General features: G+C 46.5%; 17 protein-coding genes. 6 read left to right on the top strand and 11 right to left on the bottom strand.

Annotated elements, in window-relative coordinates; genetic code table 11:
- Positions 1-42: 42 nt before the first annotated feature.
- Complete coding sequence (locus BSQ33_RS16040; RefSeq protein ID WP_157721417.1) at positions 43-1,044, bottom strand: alpha/beta hydrolase family protein; 1,002 nt, start codon at positions 1,042-1,044, stop codon at positions 43-45.
- A 121-nt stretch (positions 1,045-1,165) separates the two neighbouring features.
- Here BSQ33_RS16040 and BSQ33_RS16035 point away from each other — a divergent pair, with 121 nt between their 5' ends.
- A complete protein-coding gene (locus BSQ33_RS16035; RefSeq protein ID WP_021019107.1) occupies positions 1,166-1,408 on the top strand; it encodes a hypothetical protein in 243 nt (80 codons plus the stop codon).
- Positions 1,409-1,630, top strand: a complete 222-nt coding sequence (locus BSQ33_RS21835; RefSeq protein ID WP_088134639.1) for a hypothetical protein — start codon at positions 1,409-1,411, stop codon at positions 1,628-1,630.
- A gap of 136 nt (positions 1,631-1,766) precedes the next feature.
- Here BSQ33_RS21835 and BSQ33_RS16025 read toward each other — a convergent pair whose 3' ends face one another.
- Positions 1,767-2,300, bottom strand: coding sequence for a hypothetical protein (locus tag BSQ33_RS16025; protein WP_088134638.1), 534 nt, complete (start codon positions 2,298-2,300; stop codon positions 1,767-1,769).
- 277 nt (positions 2,301-2,577) lie between these two features.
- On the opposite strand from BSQ33_RS16025, the gene BSQ33_RS16020 reads away from it, so the two are divergent.
- The gene (locus BSQ33_RS16020) at positions 2,578-3,012 is read left to right on the top strand and encodes an N-acetyltransferase (protein WP_088134637.1); all 435 of its coding nucleotides are present in this window, start codon (positions 2,578-2,580) and stop codon (positions 3,010-3,012) included.
- Positions 3,013-3,019: 7 nt separating this feature from the next.
- Here BSQ33_RS16020 and BSQ33_RS16015 read toward each other — a convergent pair whose 3' ends face one another.
- The 3 genes from BSQ33_RS16015 to BSQ33_RS16005 form a co-directional block, all read right to left on the bottom strand.
- The gene (locus tag BSQ33_RS16015) at positions 3,020-3,940 is read right to left on the bottom strand and encodes a DUF808 domain-containing protein (protein WP_088134636.1); all 921 of its coding nucleotides are present in this window, start codon (positions 3,938-3,940) and stop codon (positions 3,020-3,022) included.
- Positions 3,941-4,116: 176 nt separating this feature from the next.
- Positions 4,117-4,923 carry an AraC family transcriptional regulator gene (locus tag BSQ33_RS16010; protein ID WP_039837127.1) on the bottom strand — a complete coding sequence of 269 codons (807 nt, stop codon included), beginning with the start codon at positions 4,921-4,923 and terminating at the stop codon, positions 4,117-4,119.
- An 82-nt stretch (positions 4,924-5,005) separates the two neighbouring features.
- The gene (locus BSQ33_RS16005) at positions 5,006-5,425 is read right to left on the bottom strand and encodes an OsmC family protein (RefSeq protein ID WP_088134635.1); all 420 of its coding nucleotides are present in this window, start codon (positions 5,423-5,425) and stop codon (positions 5,006-5,008) included.
- 583 nt (positions 5,426-6,008) lie between these two features.
- Between BSQ33_RS16005 and BSQ33_RS15995 the strand changes: the two genes are divergently transcribed.
- Positions 6,009-6,476, top strand: coding sequence for a dCMP deaminase family protein (locus BSQ33_RS15995; protein WP_027694006.1), 468 nt, complete (start codon positions 6,009-6,011; stop codon positions 6,474-6,476).
- 38 nt (positions 6,477-6,514) lie between these two features.
- Here the strand turns inward: BSQ33_RS15995 and BSQ33_RS15990 are convergent, their stop codons facing one another.
- Entirely contained in the window at positions 6,515-9,172 is a 2,658-nt protein-coding gene (locus tag BSQ33_RS15990) for a hybrid sensor histidine kinase/response regulator (protein ID WP_088134633.1), read from the bottom strand.
- Between the two features lie 101 nt (positions 9,173-9,273).
- Between BSQ33_RS15990 and BSQ33_RS15985 the strand changes: the two genes are divergently transcribed.
- Together BSQ33_RS15985 and BSQ33_RS15980 are read left to right on the top strand one after the other, a co-directional pair.
- Positions 9,274-9,714: a hypothetical protein gene (locus BSQ33_RS15985; RefSeq protein WP_232472010.1), complete on the top strand. Its 441-nt coding sequence runs from the start codon at positions 9,274-9,276 to the stop codon at positions 9,712-9,714.
- Positions 9,711-10,751 (top strand): sulfate ABC transporter permease, encoded by a 1,041-nt coding sequence (locus BSQ33_RS15980; protein ID WP_021019096.1) that lies wholly within the window; start codon positions 9,711-9,713, stop codon positions 10,749-10,751. The genes BSQ33_RS15985 and BSQ33_RS15980 overlap by 4 nt, the downstream gene beginning before the upstream one ends.
- 120 nt (positions 10,752-10,871) lie before the next feature.
- Here the strand turns inward: BSQ33_RS15980 and BSQ33_RS15975 are convergent, their stop codons facing one another.
- The 5 genes from BSQ33_RS15975 to BSQ33_RS15955 all read right to left on the bottom strand — a co-directional run bounded on the left by BSQ33_RS15975 (position 10,872) and on the right by BSQ33_RS15955 (position 16,602).
- Complete coding sequence (locus tag BSQ33_RS15975; RefSeq protein ID WP_021019095.1) at positions 10,872-11,909, bottom strand: hybrid-cluster NAD(P)-dependent oxidoreductase; 1,038 nt, start codon at positions 11,907-11,909, stop codon at positions 10,872-10,874.
- 104 nt (positions 11,910-12,013) lie between these two features.
- Positions 12,014-13,675, bottom strand: a complete 1,662-nt coding sequence (gene hcp, locus BSQ33_RS15970) for a hydroxylamine reductase (protein WP_088134632.1) — start codon at positions 13,673-13,675, stop codon at positions 12,014-12,016.
- A 198-nt stretch (positions 13,676-13,873) separates the two neighbouring features.
- On the bottom strand, positions 13,874-14,488 hold the full coding sequence (locus BSQ33_RS15965; RefSeq protein ID WP_072954624.1) for a LysE family translocator: 615 nt from the start codon (positions 14,486-14,488) through the stop codon (positions 13,874-13,876).
- A gap of 109 nt (positions 14,489-14,597) precedes the next feature.
- Entirely contained in the window at positions 14,598-15,935 is a 1,338-nt protein-coding gene (locus tag BSQ33_RS15960; protein ID WP_232472009.1) for an MATE family efflux transporter, read from the bottom strand.
- Between the two features lie 151 nt (positions 15,936-16,086).
- Entirely contained in the window at positions 16,087-16,602 is a 516-nt protein-coding gene (locus BSQ33_RS15955; protein ID WP_021019091.1) for an adenylate kinase, read from the bottom strand.
- Between the last annotated feature and the right edge of the window lie 66 nt (positions 16,603-16,668).

The following is a 16,668-nucleotide window of genomic DNA, read 5'->3' as shown; positions in this document are numbered from 1 at the left end:
TAAAGGAGGATAACGTGATACGTCATTGCCTCCTACAAGTGGTTATATTTTTAATTTCTGTCCACTGACAATTTCAAGCAGTGCTTGATGAATCGATTTCCTGTCGACATCAGCAGTGTCTTGGCACACAAAAGCCGCCCCTTCCTCTGCCAGTATTTTCACAGCCTGAGGCTTACAGTTTTGCATGAAACTGAAATGTGATGCACCTTTAATTGTTTTGTAAGTAAGCTGGCTCTGGTGAGTCGTTATATAAGGCAAAATTTGTAACTTCGGCGGAATGGTCTTATCCAGTTCTCCACCGACAATTATAGTTTTAGCCGATAACGTCTCTAATGATTGCGGCAATATGGCAGGAACATAGCCCGGTGCGATGGCAATTGCTTTTGTGACACGTGCATCCCTGTAGTCACCAGCGATCATCTGGTGATCCTGTTGAGAAAGGCCATCGAACGCATTACCGTAATACTTGCAAGAGTCATCGCTGTGTTGATGACAATAGGTCTGATACCCAGAAATATTGAATTTGGCCCCGGCTAATGCCAGTGCAGTATAGCCACCAAGCGAGTAGCCGATGACGGTTATATTATCTTTATCTATATGGTTCGCGTAATCACTTGAAAGGACTTGATCAATCAGGAAAGAGACATCGCGCGGTTGCTCCCACATTCTCAAGATACGCTCAGGCGTCGCTTGCCCCGTGGTATACCCCGGATGGTTCGCTGACACAACGAAAGCACCGTTCTCAGCCAGATAGCTCCCCAGCCATGATAAGTTTTTCCAATTCCCTGACGTACCGTGAACGAGAATAAACAGAGGTAGCTTCTGCCCCGTTGGCGGTGCATTTTTGACCGCTTTAAATCCATAGAAAGCAACATTTTCTGCAAAGACGCTTTCTGGTTCCGTCATCGCTGTTGGATAAAAAATCCTCGCCTCAATCGTTCTCTGTCTTTCAAGATCTTGACCGGTTTTTTCCGTAATCCCTATCGTTGCCCAGCTTGCCGAGCTGAAGCAACACAGAGCACATAGTATGATTCTTTTCATCATTTCCTTCATTCACTGACGTAAAAAGAAAAATATAACATAGTGTGAAAGTGTGGCGGCATGTCAAACGTGAGAAAAGCGGAAATGGTATATTTATCAATATAACCACTTCAAGGACATCAGGATGAAAACCAGATTTTGTGAACATTGCGGGCAGGACACCGAGCACAAAGAGGTGATGAAGCAAAAACCATCGAAATACGGTCAATCGAAAAAAGAACAGTTCAAAGCATTTCTGGATGGTTTCTTTAGTGGTTCTGCCGCCTCTTTACCTGCCGGTGCTTCGTTGGAGTTAACCGACAGATATATCGTGTGTACGGTATGTGGTAAAGAAACGCTAGAAAATCATGGCACTGTGTTTCAATAAATGACTTATCAGTCTTTGGGACTTCCTCAAGGAACAACGTTGACCGATATGCGTGTTTCATCTCCCCCCAAATGTGATAGAGAAAATACAATGGAACGACAAAAAATCATGGCAAAGCTAGAGCGACTTGGTATCGAGAATGACCAAACTCAAGCTGATAAATCAAAGAAATATCTCAATATCACGAGAGATACTGATGAGTTGCTTGTTTACAAAAGCTAAACACGCGGCTAGCAAGGCATTCAGCTGGCAAAACAAGTTGATTATGAGCTCCGTGAAGGTCAGTCTAAGCCAGCTCTGCCACTCATTGAAAGCGGATCACTTTTCGAAATCGCGCATAAGCTGATTTTGCTACGAACTATGACTTAAAAAATGGTAGATAAAAAGGCGCCACAATGACAATAGCGAAAAATAAAACAACGGCAAAAATTTTTCTGCACGATGAAATTTTCTTGTTTGAATATATCAGTAATCCATCCATCAAGGCTGCTAACACAGACGTCACCAAAAGTTGCCACGGAAACGCCATTTTTATCCAGTCACTTAATTGTAAGATCATCAATAATGTGAGAAACCACAACATGCCAGCAATCAGTGAGAGTAGCTGAGTTTTAATTGACTTGAAAAAGTTTTCCCATGTTGAATCGGGAGGGCAGAGGTAAAACAGCAATGATGAAAGTATAAAAGCCATCATTGCACACCAGATCGTATAGTATCCGTAACTTTCTTTTGAAAACAGTTGAAATCCTATTTTCATGTTATCAAGACTTAAACTAATATTGGGGTGGATTGCAGAAATTAGAGCACTACCGCACATCAAAAGAATGATCATCCCCCACGGCTTAAATAAATACTCGACTACCCAATGTGATTCTTGTTGCTTATCTTGCATTCTTCTTAATATCCTTACACTACAGTTGTTAGTATAATATTTTTCATCTAATCGATTGAGTTAAAACGCATTATATGTCATCGATCTAAACTGTAACCCACACCTCATGCGTTATATCTATGCTTAGATCTCCGAGGGGTATGATATCTATGGTGTCATACATTCACGAGCGACTGTTTGAAAAGTAAGTCGGGCGATAACAGACACATCGAAATGGATGTGTAACAAAATCGACAGAAATCCATATCATCCATGACGATCACTTAGGAGCAATTCAATGATCCGCAATTATCAGGCAGCCGATATTGATCAAATCCTGGCAATTTGGCTATCGGCATCCATTCAGGCTCATAACTTTATTGAAGCCGCGTTTTGGCAATCGAAAATTGGCGAGATGCGTGACGTATACATCCCTGCATCGGAAACACGGGTCTATACAGCCGATGGAAAAATCGTCGGGTTCTATAGCCTGTACGAAAACAACCTAGCAGCGATCTTTGTCGCACCAAACTCACAGGGCAAAGGCGTAGGAGCCCTCTTGCTTGATGATGCAAAAAATAGGCGAGAACAATTACAGCTCACGGTTTACAAAGACAATACGCCAAGCATCCGGTTCTATGAGAAAAATGGATTCTCTTTGCTTGGAGAGCAAATCGATGAGCACACCGGGCATTCTGAGCTCATTATGGCGTATCACTCGTCATCAAACTAAATGGGGTTCACGACGAAGAACGGGCAAAAAGGCGATGTCCGCTTATCCAGATCACTGCGAGGATTAATCCAGCAAGAAAACCGATGAGACTCTGCCCGATGAGACGACCGACTGAATGCATCAGAGAGACATCCGGTATCCAATGGACGAATGACTCAATGCCATGATGCAGTATCATCACCTGATGGGTAATAATGCTGCCACCAACCAGAAACATCGCCAGCGTACCGACTACAGTCAGGATTTTCATAAACCGCGGGGCCGCGTGAATCAGCATCTGCCCTATCACATGAAAAATGCCTCGGCTGTGGGAACGTCGTTCGAGGTAAAAGCCGAGATCATCAAGTTTGACAATCCCGGCGACCAAGCCATACACACCCGCTGTCATCAAGACCGCAACAAAACTCATCACTAAAATTTGATCAAGGGCTGACTGTCCCTGTACCGTTCCTAACGCAATCACAATGATTTCTGCTGACAGAATAAAATCGGTGCGGATCGCCCCAGCGACTTTGCGTTTTTCATACGCTTCAAGAGACAACGAGCTCTCATCTTCTTCCTGTTGTGCTTGTTCAGCGTCCTGATGCGGTGAGTGGCTATACTTTTCAATCACCTTCTCTGCCCCTTCAAAACAGAGATATAACCCACCGAGTAACAACAATGGCATGATTAACCACGGAGCGACTTGGCTTAATCCCCACGCAATCGGGACGAGAATCACTTTATTACGCAGCGAACCTTTCGCAACGGCCCACACCACGGGAATTTCACGCTCAGCCGCCACACCGGAGACCTGCTGCGCATTCAGCGCCAGATCATCCCCCAGCACCCCAGCCGTTTTTTTGGCAGCGACTTTAGACATCACCGCAATATCGTCAAGCAGGGTCGCGATATCATCAAGAAGAGTAAGTAAGCTGACTCCGGCCATAAAGGTTCTCTCATTCGGTATTGTATTGAAACAATGTATTGAAAAAATGCATTAAAAAACTGTATTGAAATGCAGCGCTCATCATGACCCGATCCGTGTGGTAAGACAAGCACATCAATTCAGTACTACATCATGCCAAACACAGCGGAAAAAAACAGGTAATAACGCGTGAATACTCACTCATCAAGGGCGAGGAAACGGTGCTTATACTGTTCTGGTGTCACACCTGCATATTTTTTAAACATACTGATAAACGGGCTGGCCTGACGGTACCCCAGAGTGTACGCGACCTCTTTGACTGAGCAGCCACGACGCAGCAACTCCATCGAATGCAGGTAGCGAACCCGCATCCGCCACTCGGTGAAACTCATCCCTAGTTCACTCTGACAACAGCGTGCCAGTGTCCGTTCCGTGGTATGTACCCGCTCTGCCCAAATTTTTAAACTGGTATCATCGGCAGGATTGTCTTCAACCGCAGCCAAGATGGATAAGAGATATTTATGGGTTGATGAGGGTAAGAAATGGAGCTCGGTCTCCTGAGCAGACAGCTGATCGAGCAAAACATCAACCAATCGCTGATCCGCTTCGCTCTGCGGTATACTCACTTGCCGCTGGCGAAAATCTTCAATAATCGCCTGCACAATCGGTGTGATTTTCAGTAAGCTGGTCTGCTGCGGAAATGCCGGGGTCAGGGACTGATCAATATTGAGCGAGCAGTAGTCGAGCGGCTTACGATTATAGCTGCGATGCACAACCCCAGCCGGTACCCAGATCGCCAAATGCGGGGGCGCAAGAAAGCGAGTTTCCTCGGCTTCCATTTCTAAAATACCGCCAGAAATCAGTTGTACCTGCCCCCAAGGATGGCTGTGAATACGTGTTTCCGTATTCGAAACAAACGCTTCGAAATTCATAAAAACATCTGAAGGTGCCTGTTTCACAGCAAACTGAGGATGAAGCCGCCAAGCCGATTTGTTTTTTCTCATCAGCCCCTCATCATCCACTGATTCTCACACCATCATTTTTGTTCATTTGTCTGTTTGGTAATGCATTCATCAACGCACGGCATCAGCAATTGTCAGTATCCGCTGCGATGATTTCCCAGCTATGACGCATCTCCACACCTTGACCGAGCATCAGACAAACGGAGCAATATTTCTCCAGTGAATCAGCGGTCACTTTGCTGACAATGGCCGGATCCAATGCTTCACCGGAAACCTGAAAATGGATATGAATCTGAGTAAACAAGCGCGGTGCTGTGTCACGACGCTCCGTGGTCAGCTTCGCCCGGCAGTCGGTGACGCGCTGGCCTGCGGATTTCAGCCCGTCGACAACATCAACAGAGCTACAGCCTCCGGCAGCCATCAACACCATTTCCATCGGACTCGGTGCCGTTTTACCGCTGCTGCCATCCATCACAATCGAATGACCCGACGCGGACTGACCCATAAATTTCAATCCATCAACCCAAGTAACCTCAGCTTGCATATGCTTAACCTTTATCTGTTGAAAAACGCAGCTTATCCTACACGCCGCTAACCGGAATGCAAATAGAAAACCCCATCAAGCGAGGCTTGATGGGGTTTCTGTTCTTACTTGCAGCAATCCAGCTACTCAATGTGCTCCCTGCATCTATTCCCTGATAGTCTGCTGAGTCCTTCAGCGCATTCCATTACATCGCCATCTTGGCGTGTGTCCCTTTGCGATCCATGCCGATGAGTCATCCTGAACCATCGAATCTTCTTCCTGAAGATGACCAATCCTTGGGCCTTTCCTGTTCCTGTCAGCATCCTACCGACAGTTTCAGAATACGCGAATTCGATTTTCGTGCAAATCATTGGGTCGAAACCCATCCAACCGACGGACCTCACAAAAATAAGAAAACATAATATTATCAGTCAATTAGTTTAAATAAACACATACAAGACTGACAAACAAACAGCCATATCTCACATTCCATGTAAGCGATCTCTTACAAAAAATATCCTAAAAATCCCCTAGTTCCCTCCACGCCGGATTCAATATAAACTGCATGATATCAATAGATGAAAACAACATAGGGTTAGCAGACATGATGTCAAAATGGGTTCACCGCTTCTATCAGATGGCAGAACTGGTCTCATCCTGGAGTAAAGATCCCTCCACTCAGGTTGGTGCTGTGATTACCAAACAGAACCGCATCGTCTCCGTCGGATTCAATGGCTATCCGCATGGCATCTCCGATAGCGTCGATATCGATGATCGGGATATGAAATATCTGAAAACTCTGCACGCGGAAGAAAATGCAATCCTCTTCGCCAAACGTGACTTGGATGGCTGCGACATTTATGTCACACACTTTCCCTGTCCCAATTGTGCCGCCAAAATTATCCAGACCGGCATCACCACGGTTTACTGCCCTGAACAGAGCCAAGACTTTCTCTCCCGCTGGGGAGATAAAATTCAGGTTAGTCAGGATATGTTCGATCAAGCCAAAGTCGGTGTCTGCTGGATACCGCTCAGCGAGCTGAACAATCGGACAGATAGCAATACCCGTTAGTCCGCGCTGCTTGTATAGCAGCGGTTCAGCCTGTCAGCTTAACGGAATGACGACATCTGAAACGAGTTAAGCATGTCGAGCAACTGTTCCGCTTTATAAGGTTTTGGCAGGTATGCATCCATACCTGCCTCATAGCATTTGGTAATGTCTTCATCGAGCACACTGGCTGTCAGTGCAATAATGGGGATGTGTCCACGTTGATTTTCAATTTCCCAGTGGCGAATTTTGCGCGTGGCAGTAAAACCATCCATCACGGGCATCATACAATCCATCAATACCGCGGTATACTGGCCGCCCTGCGTTATCACATCTAATGCTTCCTGACCATTGTTGACCACGGTATATTCAAAATCGGCTTTATCGAGAAAGAAGCTGGCAATCTTCTGATTCATCAGGTTATCTTCCACCACCAAGATTCGTTTTGTGAGCTGGTCGTCTGTCACCGTACTTCTTGCCAATGTGGGTTGATGAAGTCCCGGATGAGTTTCCCGCAGTGCCGATTCCATGCGGGCCCCCAAAAACGGCAGCGTAATATTTGCATCGGTCAGGCTCACCAACGCTCGGTTTAAGAAGAGGTGATGCTGGCAAGAAACAATTCTTACCGATGGAAAAAGCTGACGAAGTTTCTCAATCTCTTGGCTGGCATTACGTGTCAGGCAAGGACAATACAAAATCGTATCTAATGAGCGGTCAAGCTTTTGGCCGATATCATCCAATGACTCGATTCGGTTCAATTCCCCGCCAAGCCGTTGGCACTCCTGATGAATTTGCGCACTATACACGGAACTGTTCGAAATCAGTAATGCCCGAAATTCGAGTGGCTCAGACTTCGGCTGCTCCGCGGGCAGCTTGAGCGGAAGTCTCACTTCAAAACAACTTCCTTTGCCTTTAACCGACTCAACCGTCAACGCACCGCTCATCAGCGTGAGTAATTGCTTACAAATCGGCAACCCTAATCCGGTACCGCCATAACGGCGCGTGATACTGTCATCCTCTTGACTAAACGGCTCAAAGATTTGCTCTATTTTGTCTTCCTCAATGCCAATGCCCGTATCTTTAATACGACAAATCAATGTGGCATCAGCCTCCTGGTACAGAATTTCTGTTCTGATCTTACCTTCACGGGTAAATTTCACGGCATTGGACAGTAGATTCATTAAAATTTGTCTGAGACGAAATTCATCCGCAATCACAAGGGTCGGTAATTTCGGATCCAGTGAGACTTGCAACTCGTTAAATTGGGCAACCGCCTTGGAATTCAGCATATTCACTGCGTCATAAACAAGCTCTCGGATATTAAACGAGTGCGGAGAAATCGCCAGTCGGCCAGATTCAATTTTAGACAGGTCTAAAATATCATTGATAAGAATCAGCAACGTTTGCGAAGACACTTCAATATCTGCAATCACTTCTTTTTGGGGGGCGGTCAGCTCATGCATCCTGAGCATTTCCGTTAAACCGATAATCCCGTTCAGCGGGGTTCGAATTTCATGGGACATATTGGCAAGAAAGGCACTTTTTGCCCGATTGGCGGAAACTGCTTCTTCTTTGGCTTTAACCAGATGGATTTTCTGCTCGGTTAATGTTTGCATCACGTCGTTCATGCCGATCGCAAAACGGGCAAATTCGTCATACCCGTCAACGGGAATATTCTCCACATGGCCGGCCTGTGATTTTTCATTGATGTGTGCCATCGCATGTAAGATCCGACTCAACCGAGTCGAAATACGATATGACGTGCTAATACTCAGCAAAATCAAACCAGATAACGTCAGAATCACCAGTACAATGGCTGTATAGATAAACTGTTTATCACGATTCACCAGCGTCTGGATATTTTGTGATAACGTTTTGGCGTACCCCAGCACAAGCTGACGCAACGCATCCTGCTTACGTTCAAGGCTGGTAATGTATTGATTAAGAAGCTGTGGTTCAATCCGGTCATAAAGCATTTTGTCTCTCAAAACACTGGCCTGTTGAAATTCCTGCTGAGACAAAAACTTGGTCATCTGATTCAATTGCGCGTCGCTGGCACCGAAATTGATAAAATATTCTAAATAGGTTTGTTGCCTCGCAATAATTTCAAAATACTCTTGGCGCATAAAGGCATCGACCTGACGCTTATTTTGAATTTCATGCATCAGCCAAGTTTCTCGCTCAATCCAGTAGAGAAACCAGCTTAACTGACCAAATGTTGTTTCCATCTGATAAATATGCGTGGGTGCTAAATAGTCTGATTGCTTCTGCAAAGCAACCATCATTTCATAGATTAAATCAAATCCCCACAATGACTGAGCCATCAAGGCATCATTCTGAATACCGGACAGCCGTTCTGTCAGTTTTGACAATTCATCGAGGTTGGAGACCATCACCTGTTGATCACCAATAGCCAGCACCTCGCCTTGATGTTGCTTGAGCGCAGTGGCAACACCTTGCGTTGCCTGCTGAAACTGTAACAGTTGATCAAGTTCAACCCCACCAGTCGTCTGCCGAAGCTCCAGCAACTGGTAAAATTGATCGGACAATGTAGAAATTTGTTCTAAAATTGCAATACGAGAAAGCGTATTCGCGTACCCATTCATCCGACTCTCAACTTGCATGAACCACTGATACGCCCCCCAACTGATAATGATGACTGGTACAATGCATAACACAATCAGTCGATTTTTTATCGATAAGCATTTGAGTACCGACATAATTTCTTCCTTGAAACTTTACGAAGCTGGCCTACTTTTTAAATATAGACGTTATAAAATGACTTGCCCGAACTTAATCTCAATGCAATGGAGAACGATATTTGCGTATTGTTGGTACTTGGTGGATGCTTTGTATGTTGTTATTCAGTACACCTTGTATTGCAGATCAGTTCGCGATAATTACCAAGAGCGATACGCTCCCGTTATTAACCGATGCTCAGGTCAAAATGCTCTATCGGGGGCGGCTGACCCATATTAACGGCACCCATGTTCAATTGGCTGACTTACCTGCCAACTCGACGATCAGGACACATTTCTACCATCGCCTGTTGGGGAAATCCCCAACCCAGATGCAGGCGATTCGCGCCAGACAAAGCTTTTCCGGCAAATTTATCCCCCCTTATGAACTATATAATGACGCTATGAATACCATCAGTCAGTGGCTGGACGAGCACCCAAACGGCATTGTCTATATTCCTCAGGATTGGCTTTCAGATCAGGTTCGCATTCTTTATCGTTTGGATGACGAGGACTCGCTATGAAGCATTGGATACGATTTATCTTAGTCTGGATAACCACATTCCAAACCAGTGCACAACCGTACGAATTTAATGACGCCATTCGTCTCAGCGGCTTTGGCACGTTCAGTCTCAGCCGTTCTGACAGCAATGTCCCTGTTTTTAACTACCGGGATATCGATGATCACTGGTGTGCCGACTGTGACAGCACGCTCGGCCTGCAACTCGATTGGGTCATCAATGATCAGTTTCGGAGTTCAGTTCAGGTGGTCAAGCGGCCTCAGGACGATTATTCAGACCCGGAGCTAGAATGGGCTTATCTGGCTTATACACAAGGCAATTCAACCCTGAAACTCGGTCGGCTCAGAATCCCGATGTTCTTATTATCGGAGTATTATTATGTCTCGGCAGCCTATCCGTGGATTCGTCCGCCCCATGATATATACGACAGTTTTTCCGGGGTGACTCATTACAATGGCGTGGCATACGAGTGGCAATACTGGCCGACGGAGCAATTACAACTCAAAATCTCTCCTTATCTTGCCGCAGCAGAAGAAAATGACTATCAATTTTTCGGCAAACCTTTCACGCTCGATAGTAGCGGCGCTTATGGCTTAACGGTAGATCTGTTGCAGGACGATCATCAACTCCATCTGTCCTATTTGTCGGTGGATTCGGATCAGAAACAGAACGGGAACACGGTTTATCATTATGACATGGATATGTTGTCAGTCGGATTCAACTATTTGTATCAAGGCTACAATATTGCGCTGGAAACGCTGTATGACTCGGGACTGTTTGCCGACTGGTATATCGGAATTTCTCGGGATATGGGCAATTGGCTCCCTTATGTGCAGTACGGGCAGTTGCGCGGCCATGCGAATCAAACTTATCTGCTTGGGTTACGTTATCCGCTCACGCCACGGCTAGTGCTCAATGCAGAGTGGGAATATATTCGCAGCCCGCAGATCCCACTCAGTGGTCATTTTACTCAGGTTCAAACGGCACCGATTGAGCATGACAGTCATATCTTCACTCTGGCACTGTCATTCACATTTTAATACGGTGTTGAGGTGACTTGAGGCGACTAACGCGGCCGTCAAGCCACGAATCCGCGTTTCTAACCAGCGCTGATGTTGCGAATCGACATGAGTGTTTAATCAAACCGTTATATCACCCCGTTATAGTGACACTTTCAGATCCGAACGGATCCGGCTTGAGCAGGCGAGCACATAACCGGATCGAATCTCTTCTTCGCTCAGTGTCTCTTGGCTGGAAAACTCAACCTGCCCCTGTTCAACCCGGCATTTACATGATCCGCAGATACCACTGCGGCAGGCAGCAATCACCGGTACACCTGCCGATTCCAAAACGTCTAACAAGCCATCTCCTGCCTGAGCATCAACCGCTACGCCAAAACCGGGGACTGCCACCGTCACCGACGCATCACCGGATTGAAGACCAGACGGAGATGAGTCCATGCCCATCGCGGCAGCACTGAATCGTTCCTGATAACAGTCCGCCATCTGAAATCCAATCTGATCGAGATAAGTGGTGACATCTTGCATAAAGCGTTCGGGCCCACACAGATAGACGGTTCTTTCAAGGATATCCGGGCACAGTTTCAGCAAATAATCCTGATCGAGCCGCCCTTGCATATGCTCGCTATCGTCGGCTTGTTTAAGCAATAACTTCAAATGAAATGATGGATGAACCGTATTCAGGTGTAACAGCTCTTCATAGTAAATGGTATGGCGCACATCACGGGCAATATGAATAAAGACGATATCGACGCCCTCGCGCGCCAGCCAATCCGCAGCCATCGACATCACTGGCGTAATGCCACATCCGGCACTGATCAGTGCAACACGTCCCCGGTGCGTACAGTCAACATTGTTGAATGCGCCCTGAGGTTTCAGCAACTGAACCCGATCACCGGCACGCAGATGGTCGATAACATGGTTGGAGACTTGACCGCCCTCGACACGCTTGACCGTGAACTTCATCATCGTCTGGTCTGGCAATGAGCAAATCGAATAGGCGCGATACGCCATTTGACCGTCAATCTCAAATCCTAAACTGGCAAACTGACCGGGCTTAAAATGAAAACGGCGGGCATTCTCCGGGCAAGCCAGCACAAAACTCACGGTATCCGGTGTTTCATGCCACTTGTCGGTACAGACCAATGCAACAGGTGTCTCTGAATCCTCTGCGATCATCGTGATACTCCCTCTGAAATGATGGTTATTGTGAATGTTTGGGAAAAGCAGGAAGAGCCGAAATAGCGCCTCCCGGCTCCCCGAGAGGCGCTATCAATGCCAAATCATGCAGCAAGGATGGTATTCAGATCATGATCGACAGTTGTGATACTGCGCATATCGAATTCGCTTTGCAGAATCGCCATCAAATTCGGCGTCAGGAATGCAGGTGCAGACGGGCCGGTATAAATCCCTTTCACACCCAAGGCCAACAGTGTCAGCAAAATCACAATGGCTTTTTGTTCGAACCAAGACAACACCAATGTTAACGGTAAATCATTGACGCCACAGTCGAACTCATTGGCCAGCGCCAGCGCAAGTTGAATCGCGGAATAGGCGTCGTTACATTGGCCGACATCCAATAACCGTGGGATCCCGTTAATATCACCGAAGTCATTTTTGTTGAAACGGTATTTACCGCATGCGAGCGTCAGGATCACACTATCTTGCGGGGCTTTCTCGGTAAACTCGGTATAGTAACTTCTTTCGGCTTTATCACCGTCACACCCACCGACCAAGAAGAAGTGTTTGATATTGCCCTGCTTGATTTGATCAATCACTGCCGGGGCCGCTTGCATCAACGCATTGCGACCAAATCCAATCGTGATGAAGTGTTCGATTTCATCATGACGGAAACCGTCTTGACCAAGGGCGCACGCAATCACATCACTAAAATCATCCCCTTCAATATGCTGAACACCCGGCCAGCCGACAATACTGCGGGTAAAGATTCGATCCGCATACTGACCAACATTCGGATTCAACAAACAGTTAGAGGTCATGACAATCGCACCGGGGAAGTTGGCAAATTCTTTCTGTTGATTCTGCCACGCACTGCCATAGTTACCGACCAAATGCGGGTATTTTTTCAGTTCCGGGTAGGCATGGGCGGGCAACATTTCACCATTGGTATAAACGTTGATTCCCAATCCTTCAGTCTGTTGAAGGATTTTTTCCAGATCATGCAAGTCATGCCCGGAGACTAAAATACATTTCCCCTTCACCGGTTTCACATTAACGGTTGTTGGCTCTGGATGACCAAAGGTATCTGTTTCCCCTTTATCGAGCATTTCCATGATCTTAAAGTTCATCAGACCAATTTCCATTGAGGTATCGAGCAAAGATTTTGCATCTTCCGGATCACTCCCCAACCAAGACATAATTTTGTGATATTGCGCGAACATCTCTGCATCCGTCTGACCCAGCACTCGGGCATGTTCCAGATAGGCCGCGGCCCCTTTCAAACCGTACAGACACAAAAGTCTTAAACCGATGATATCTTCATGCAATGTGTTCTGACCGCGATTCACGGCGGCATCGGGGGCTAACGACAACAATGCGTCACGGCTTTCCGGCAAATCAACCTGTGCCGCAGTGTAAGGGGTTGGGAGTTCAATATTGTGCAATACCGCTGCGGCCCGGACCCGTTCAGCCAGCGAACGACGATACTGATTCGATTCAATTGCCAGCTCGACAATGCGCTCCGGATCAAAATTCACATTGGTTAAGGTTGAGAAGAATGCTCTCGGTGCCCATTGGTCAATGACCGGGTCAATCACCCCACAACGCCGACCGAGATCTGCCCAGAAAGAGACCCCTTGAAGTGAATAGACCAAGACATCTTGAAGATCTGATACTTCGGCAGTTTTACCACACATGCCCTGAGCATAGGCACAACCTTTTCCTGCCGGGGTTTGAATCGTCTGTTCACATTGAATACAAAACATAGGCTTGCTCCAGATATTGTTGTATAAATTCATTTTCATTCCGGAGCTAAAATGGCATAAACCATGCCATTTAAAAATTATATAATTTTCATTAAGTTAAAATAATAACCTTATCATACGCAAGTCATTTTAACACGCTCACTTCGTTCAAAAAGACACATTCGAGTCAAAATGACACCCACTAAAAATTGATTTAAATCAAATATTTACGACAATTCGACAAGCCAGTGCAATCAAAACCACACCAGAGATCCGATCAATCAGTACCGCTTTACGCTTTAAACGGGTCAAAACAGCCGCACTGGAAAACAATAACGTGAGTAAGGTATACCACAACCCATCGACGATCAGGGGAGTCATCACTACAATCGTGCGGCTTGTGACGTCATGACTCAGGGTGATGAACTGGCTGAATAACGCAGTAAAAAATAGGGCAATCTTCGGATTCAATATTGAAATCATCAGCCCCTCTTTGGCGGATTGCCATACCGAAATACGCATTCCGGTCGCGACATTTGTAGCCACGCCGCCCTGAGAGCGCAGCGCCTTCCAGCCCAGATAAGCCAGATAAACCGCACCCACCAAACTAATCGCCTGAAACAACCACTGCGCTTTTTGTAAAACAATAGAAAGACCAATGATCGTCAAGAAAGCATACGTCCCGATCCCCAATGCATGGGCCCACGCGGTGGCAATACCGTTCAGCCGACCACCGGCCAGCGTGTGCTTGGTCACCATCGCCAGACTCGGCCCCGGTGACATCGCTCCCAGTAAGCAAATCGTAAAGAGTGATAACCACGCTGAAAATGCCATATGTGATGAATCCTTAATAACCAATCATGAAACCGTCCGTTGGGTTTTAATCTATCACGTCGTTTGATCCCCGAATACCGCCCTTATCAACTTGAGACGACTTACGTGATCAGAATGATGCTGCAACGCACCGCTGCCGTACCCGATCAATATACGGATAGAGAAAAGCGAAACGTCCGACATAAAACAACGTAAATGCCAACCACAGCCCCTGATTCCCCCAGACATCAATCGTGAGATAAATCACCAGCAGAAAAACCAGCAGCGCCATAAAGGTTGAATTTCTGACCGGTCGGGTGGTGCCGCTCCCGGTAAAAATACCGTAGACAGTCAGGCCAAATCCGGCCACGAATGGAAAAGCAATCAGCCATGCGCTGACCTGATGGTACTGCTCAACAACACTGGGAATTTGGGTAAACAGTAACACCTGTTGGCGATGCGAGATCACCATCACCACCACCAGTAATACAACCAGCCAGCTCGTCCACTGAAAATTCATTTTGAGCACATGTTTAAAGAGATCCAATGATTTTTCACCGACTGATTTGCCACTGAACACACTTGAGGCATTGGCAATGCCCTCAAACATATAGCTCATCAGAAAAGTCATTTGCATCATAATCGCATTGGCGGCTAATGTATCAGCCCCCAAAGCCGAGCCGAAGCGCGCCATACAGTTAAACATCGCCAGCAAACAGACTGTCCGCAACATCAGATCCGTATTGGCAGAGATAATGGTTTTGAGCTCCTGCCCCCCCATTTTCGCCAAACCAAGGTAAGGGACAAATGAGAACCCCGCCGCCCGCCGCACCAAATAAAGGCCAATCACAAACGTAGCAACCTGCGCGGCCAGTGTCGCAATCGCCACGCCTGCGACGCCCATATTCAAGCCGACGACGAACAAAATATCCAATACGATATTCAGCACATTGCCGAAGATTTGAGTTACCAAAGTCTCTTTGACTTTAGCCTGCCCCATCAACCAGCCAATCAAGGTGTAGTTGAGCAATACAAATGGCGCGCCCCAAATGAGGATGAAAAAGTATTGCTTGGTCTGCGCTGCGACATCCGGCTCCGGCTGAATGATCCACTCTGCACCACGCCAAATCAGGCTCTGAGCCAGAATAAACATCACCCCGACGATTGCCGCCATCACAAAAGGATGGAGTAAACTGCGAGCCTTCGCTTGCTCACTATTTTTGCCTAACGCAATCGCACTCTGCCCTGTGGTACTGACGCGGAAAAACCCGAACAGCCAGTACAGGGTGTTCATAATCACTGTCCCGACCGCCACACCACCAATCAGCGCTGCCGACCCAAGCTGACCGATAACCGCGGTATCCACCGCCCCCAGTAACGGCTGCGTCAATGTTGAAATAACAAAAGGAATCGCAATCTTTAAATAATCTTTATGAGTCAGAGAGGTGGTCATTTTTCGTATCGACATCCAAGGTGTTTCAATCATCAGTTATTTTGAGCCAGTGCCGCAATATGACCGATCAAAGCGGAATCGTAAAGTCTCTTATTGCGATTTAATCCTGAAATCAACGTATTACTCCATTCAAATTAACGTGTTTTTATACTCGTTTATATACGTGTTATTTAGCATGTACGAAAGCAAAATCATTCAGCTCTGACACGGTTTTGATGATGTAGACATCTTTGCTTCCAGAGTACGCCATTAACTTAGACAAAAAATCATCATTCCAGAACCTAGGGCATAACTTCAAAGTCTTATAGCTATTCAGAGAACCTTTTAATATAGAGCTGCCATCAGGCCAACCCTCAGGTTTTATAAATAATCCTTTCAGCAAACGCTTGGTCACGAACCAGTAGCTGACTGAGTATGGTAGGTCGATATAAACCAGAGTATCTGCCGCAGCTAAACGCTCATAAAAGGAATTGATGGGACCAAGGCCGTCAATGACCCATGAGTCTGAACGCAGTATCTCGTTGTAAGCAGCATCAAATTCTTCTCGCGCTACAAACTCGCCATTTGGTTTGTAAACCAATGAATCGAGTTGGTGAAGCGGTAAACCGCTCGCTAACGCTAATGCTTTGCTGACTGTTGATTTTCCGCTACCCGGCTTTCCAAAAACGGCGACCTTTTTCATTTGAATCCCTCCAAGAGACTAGTTCCTAAAAGGTAGAAAAAGAAAACCCACCTTCTAGGGTGGGTT

Origin of the sequence: Vibrio gazogenes (assembly GCF_002196515.1) — a bacterium.
GTDB lineage: Bacteria > Pseudomonadota > Gammaproteobacteria > Enterobacterales > Vibrionaceae > Vibrio > Vibrio gazogenes_A.
Note: the sequence above shows the minus strand (reverse complement) of the source record. Positions and strands in the feature narration are given on the sequence as shown.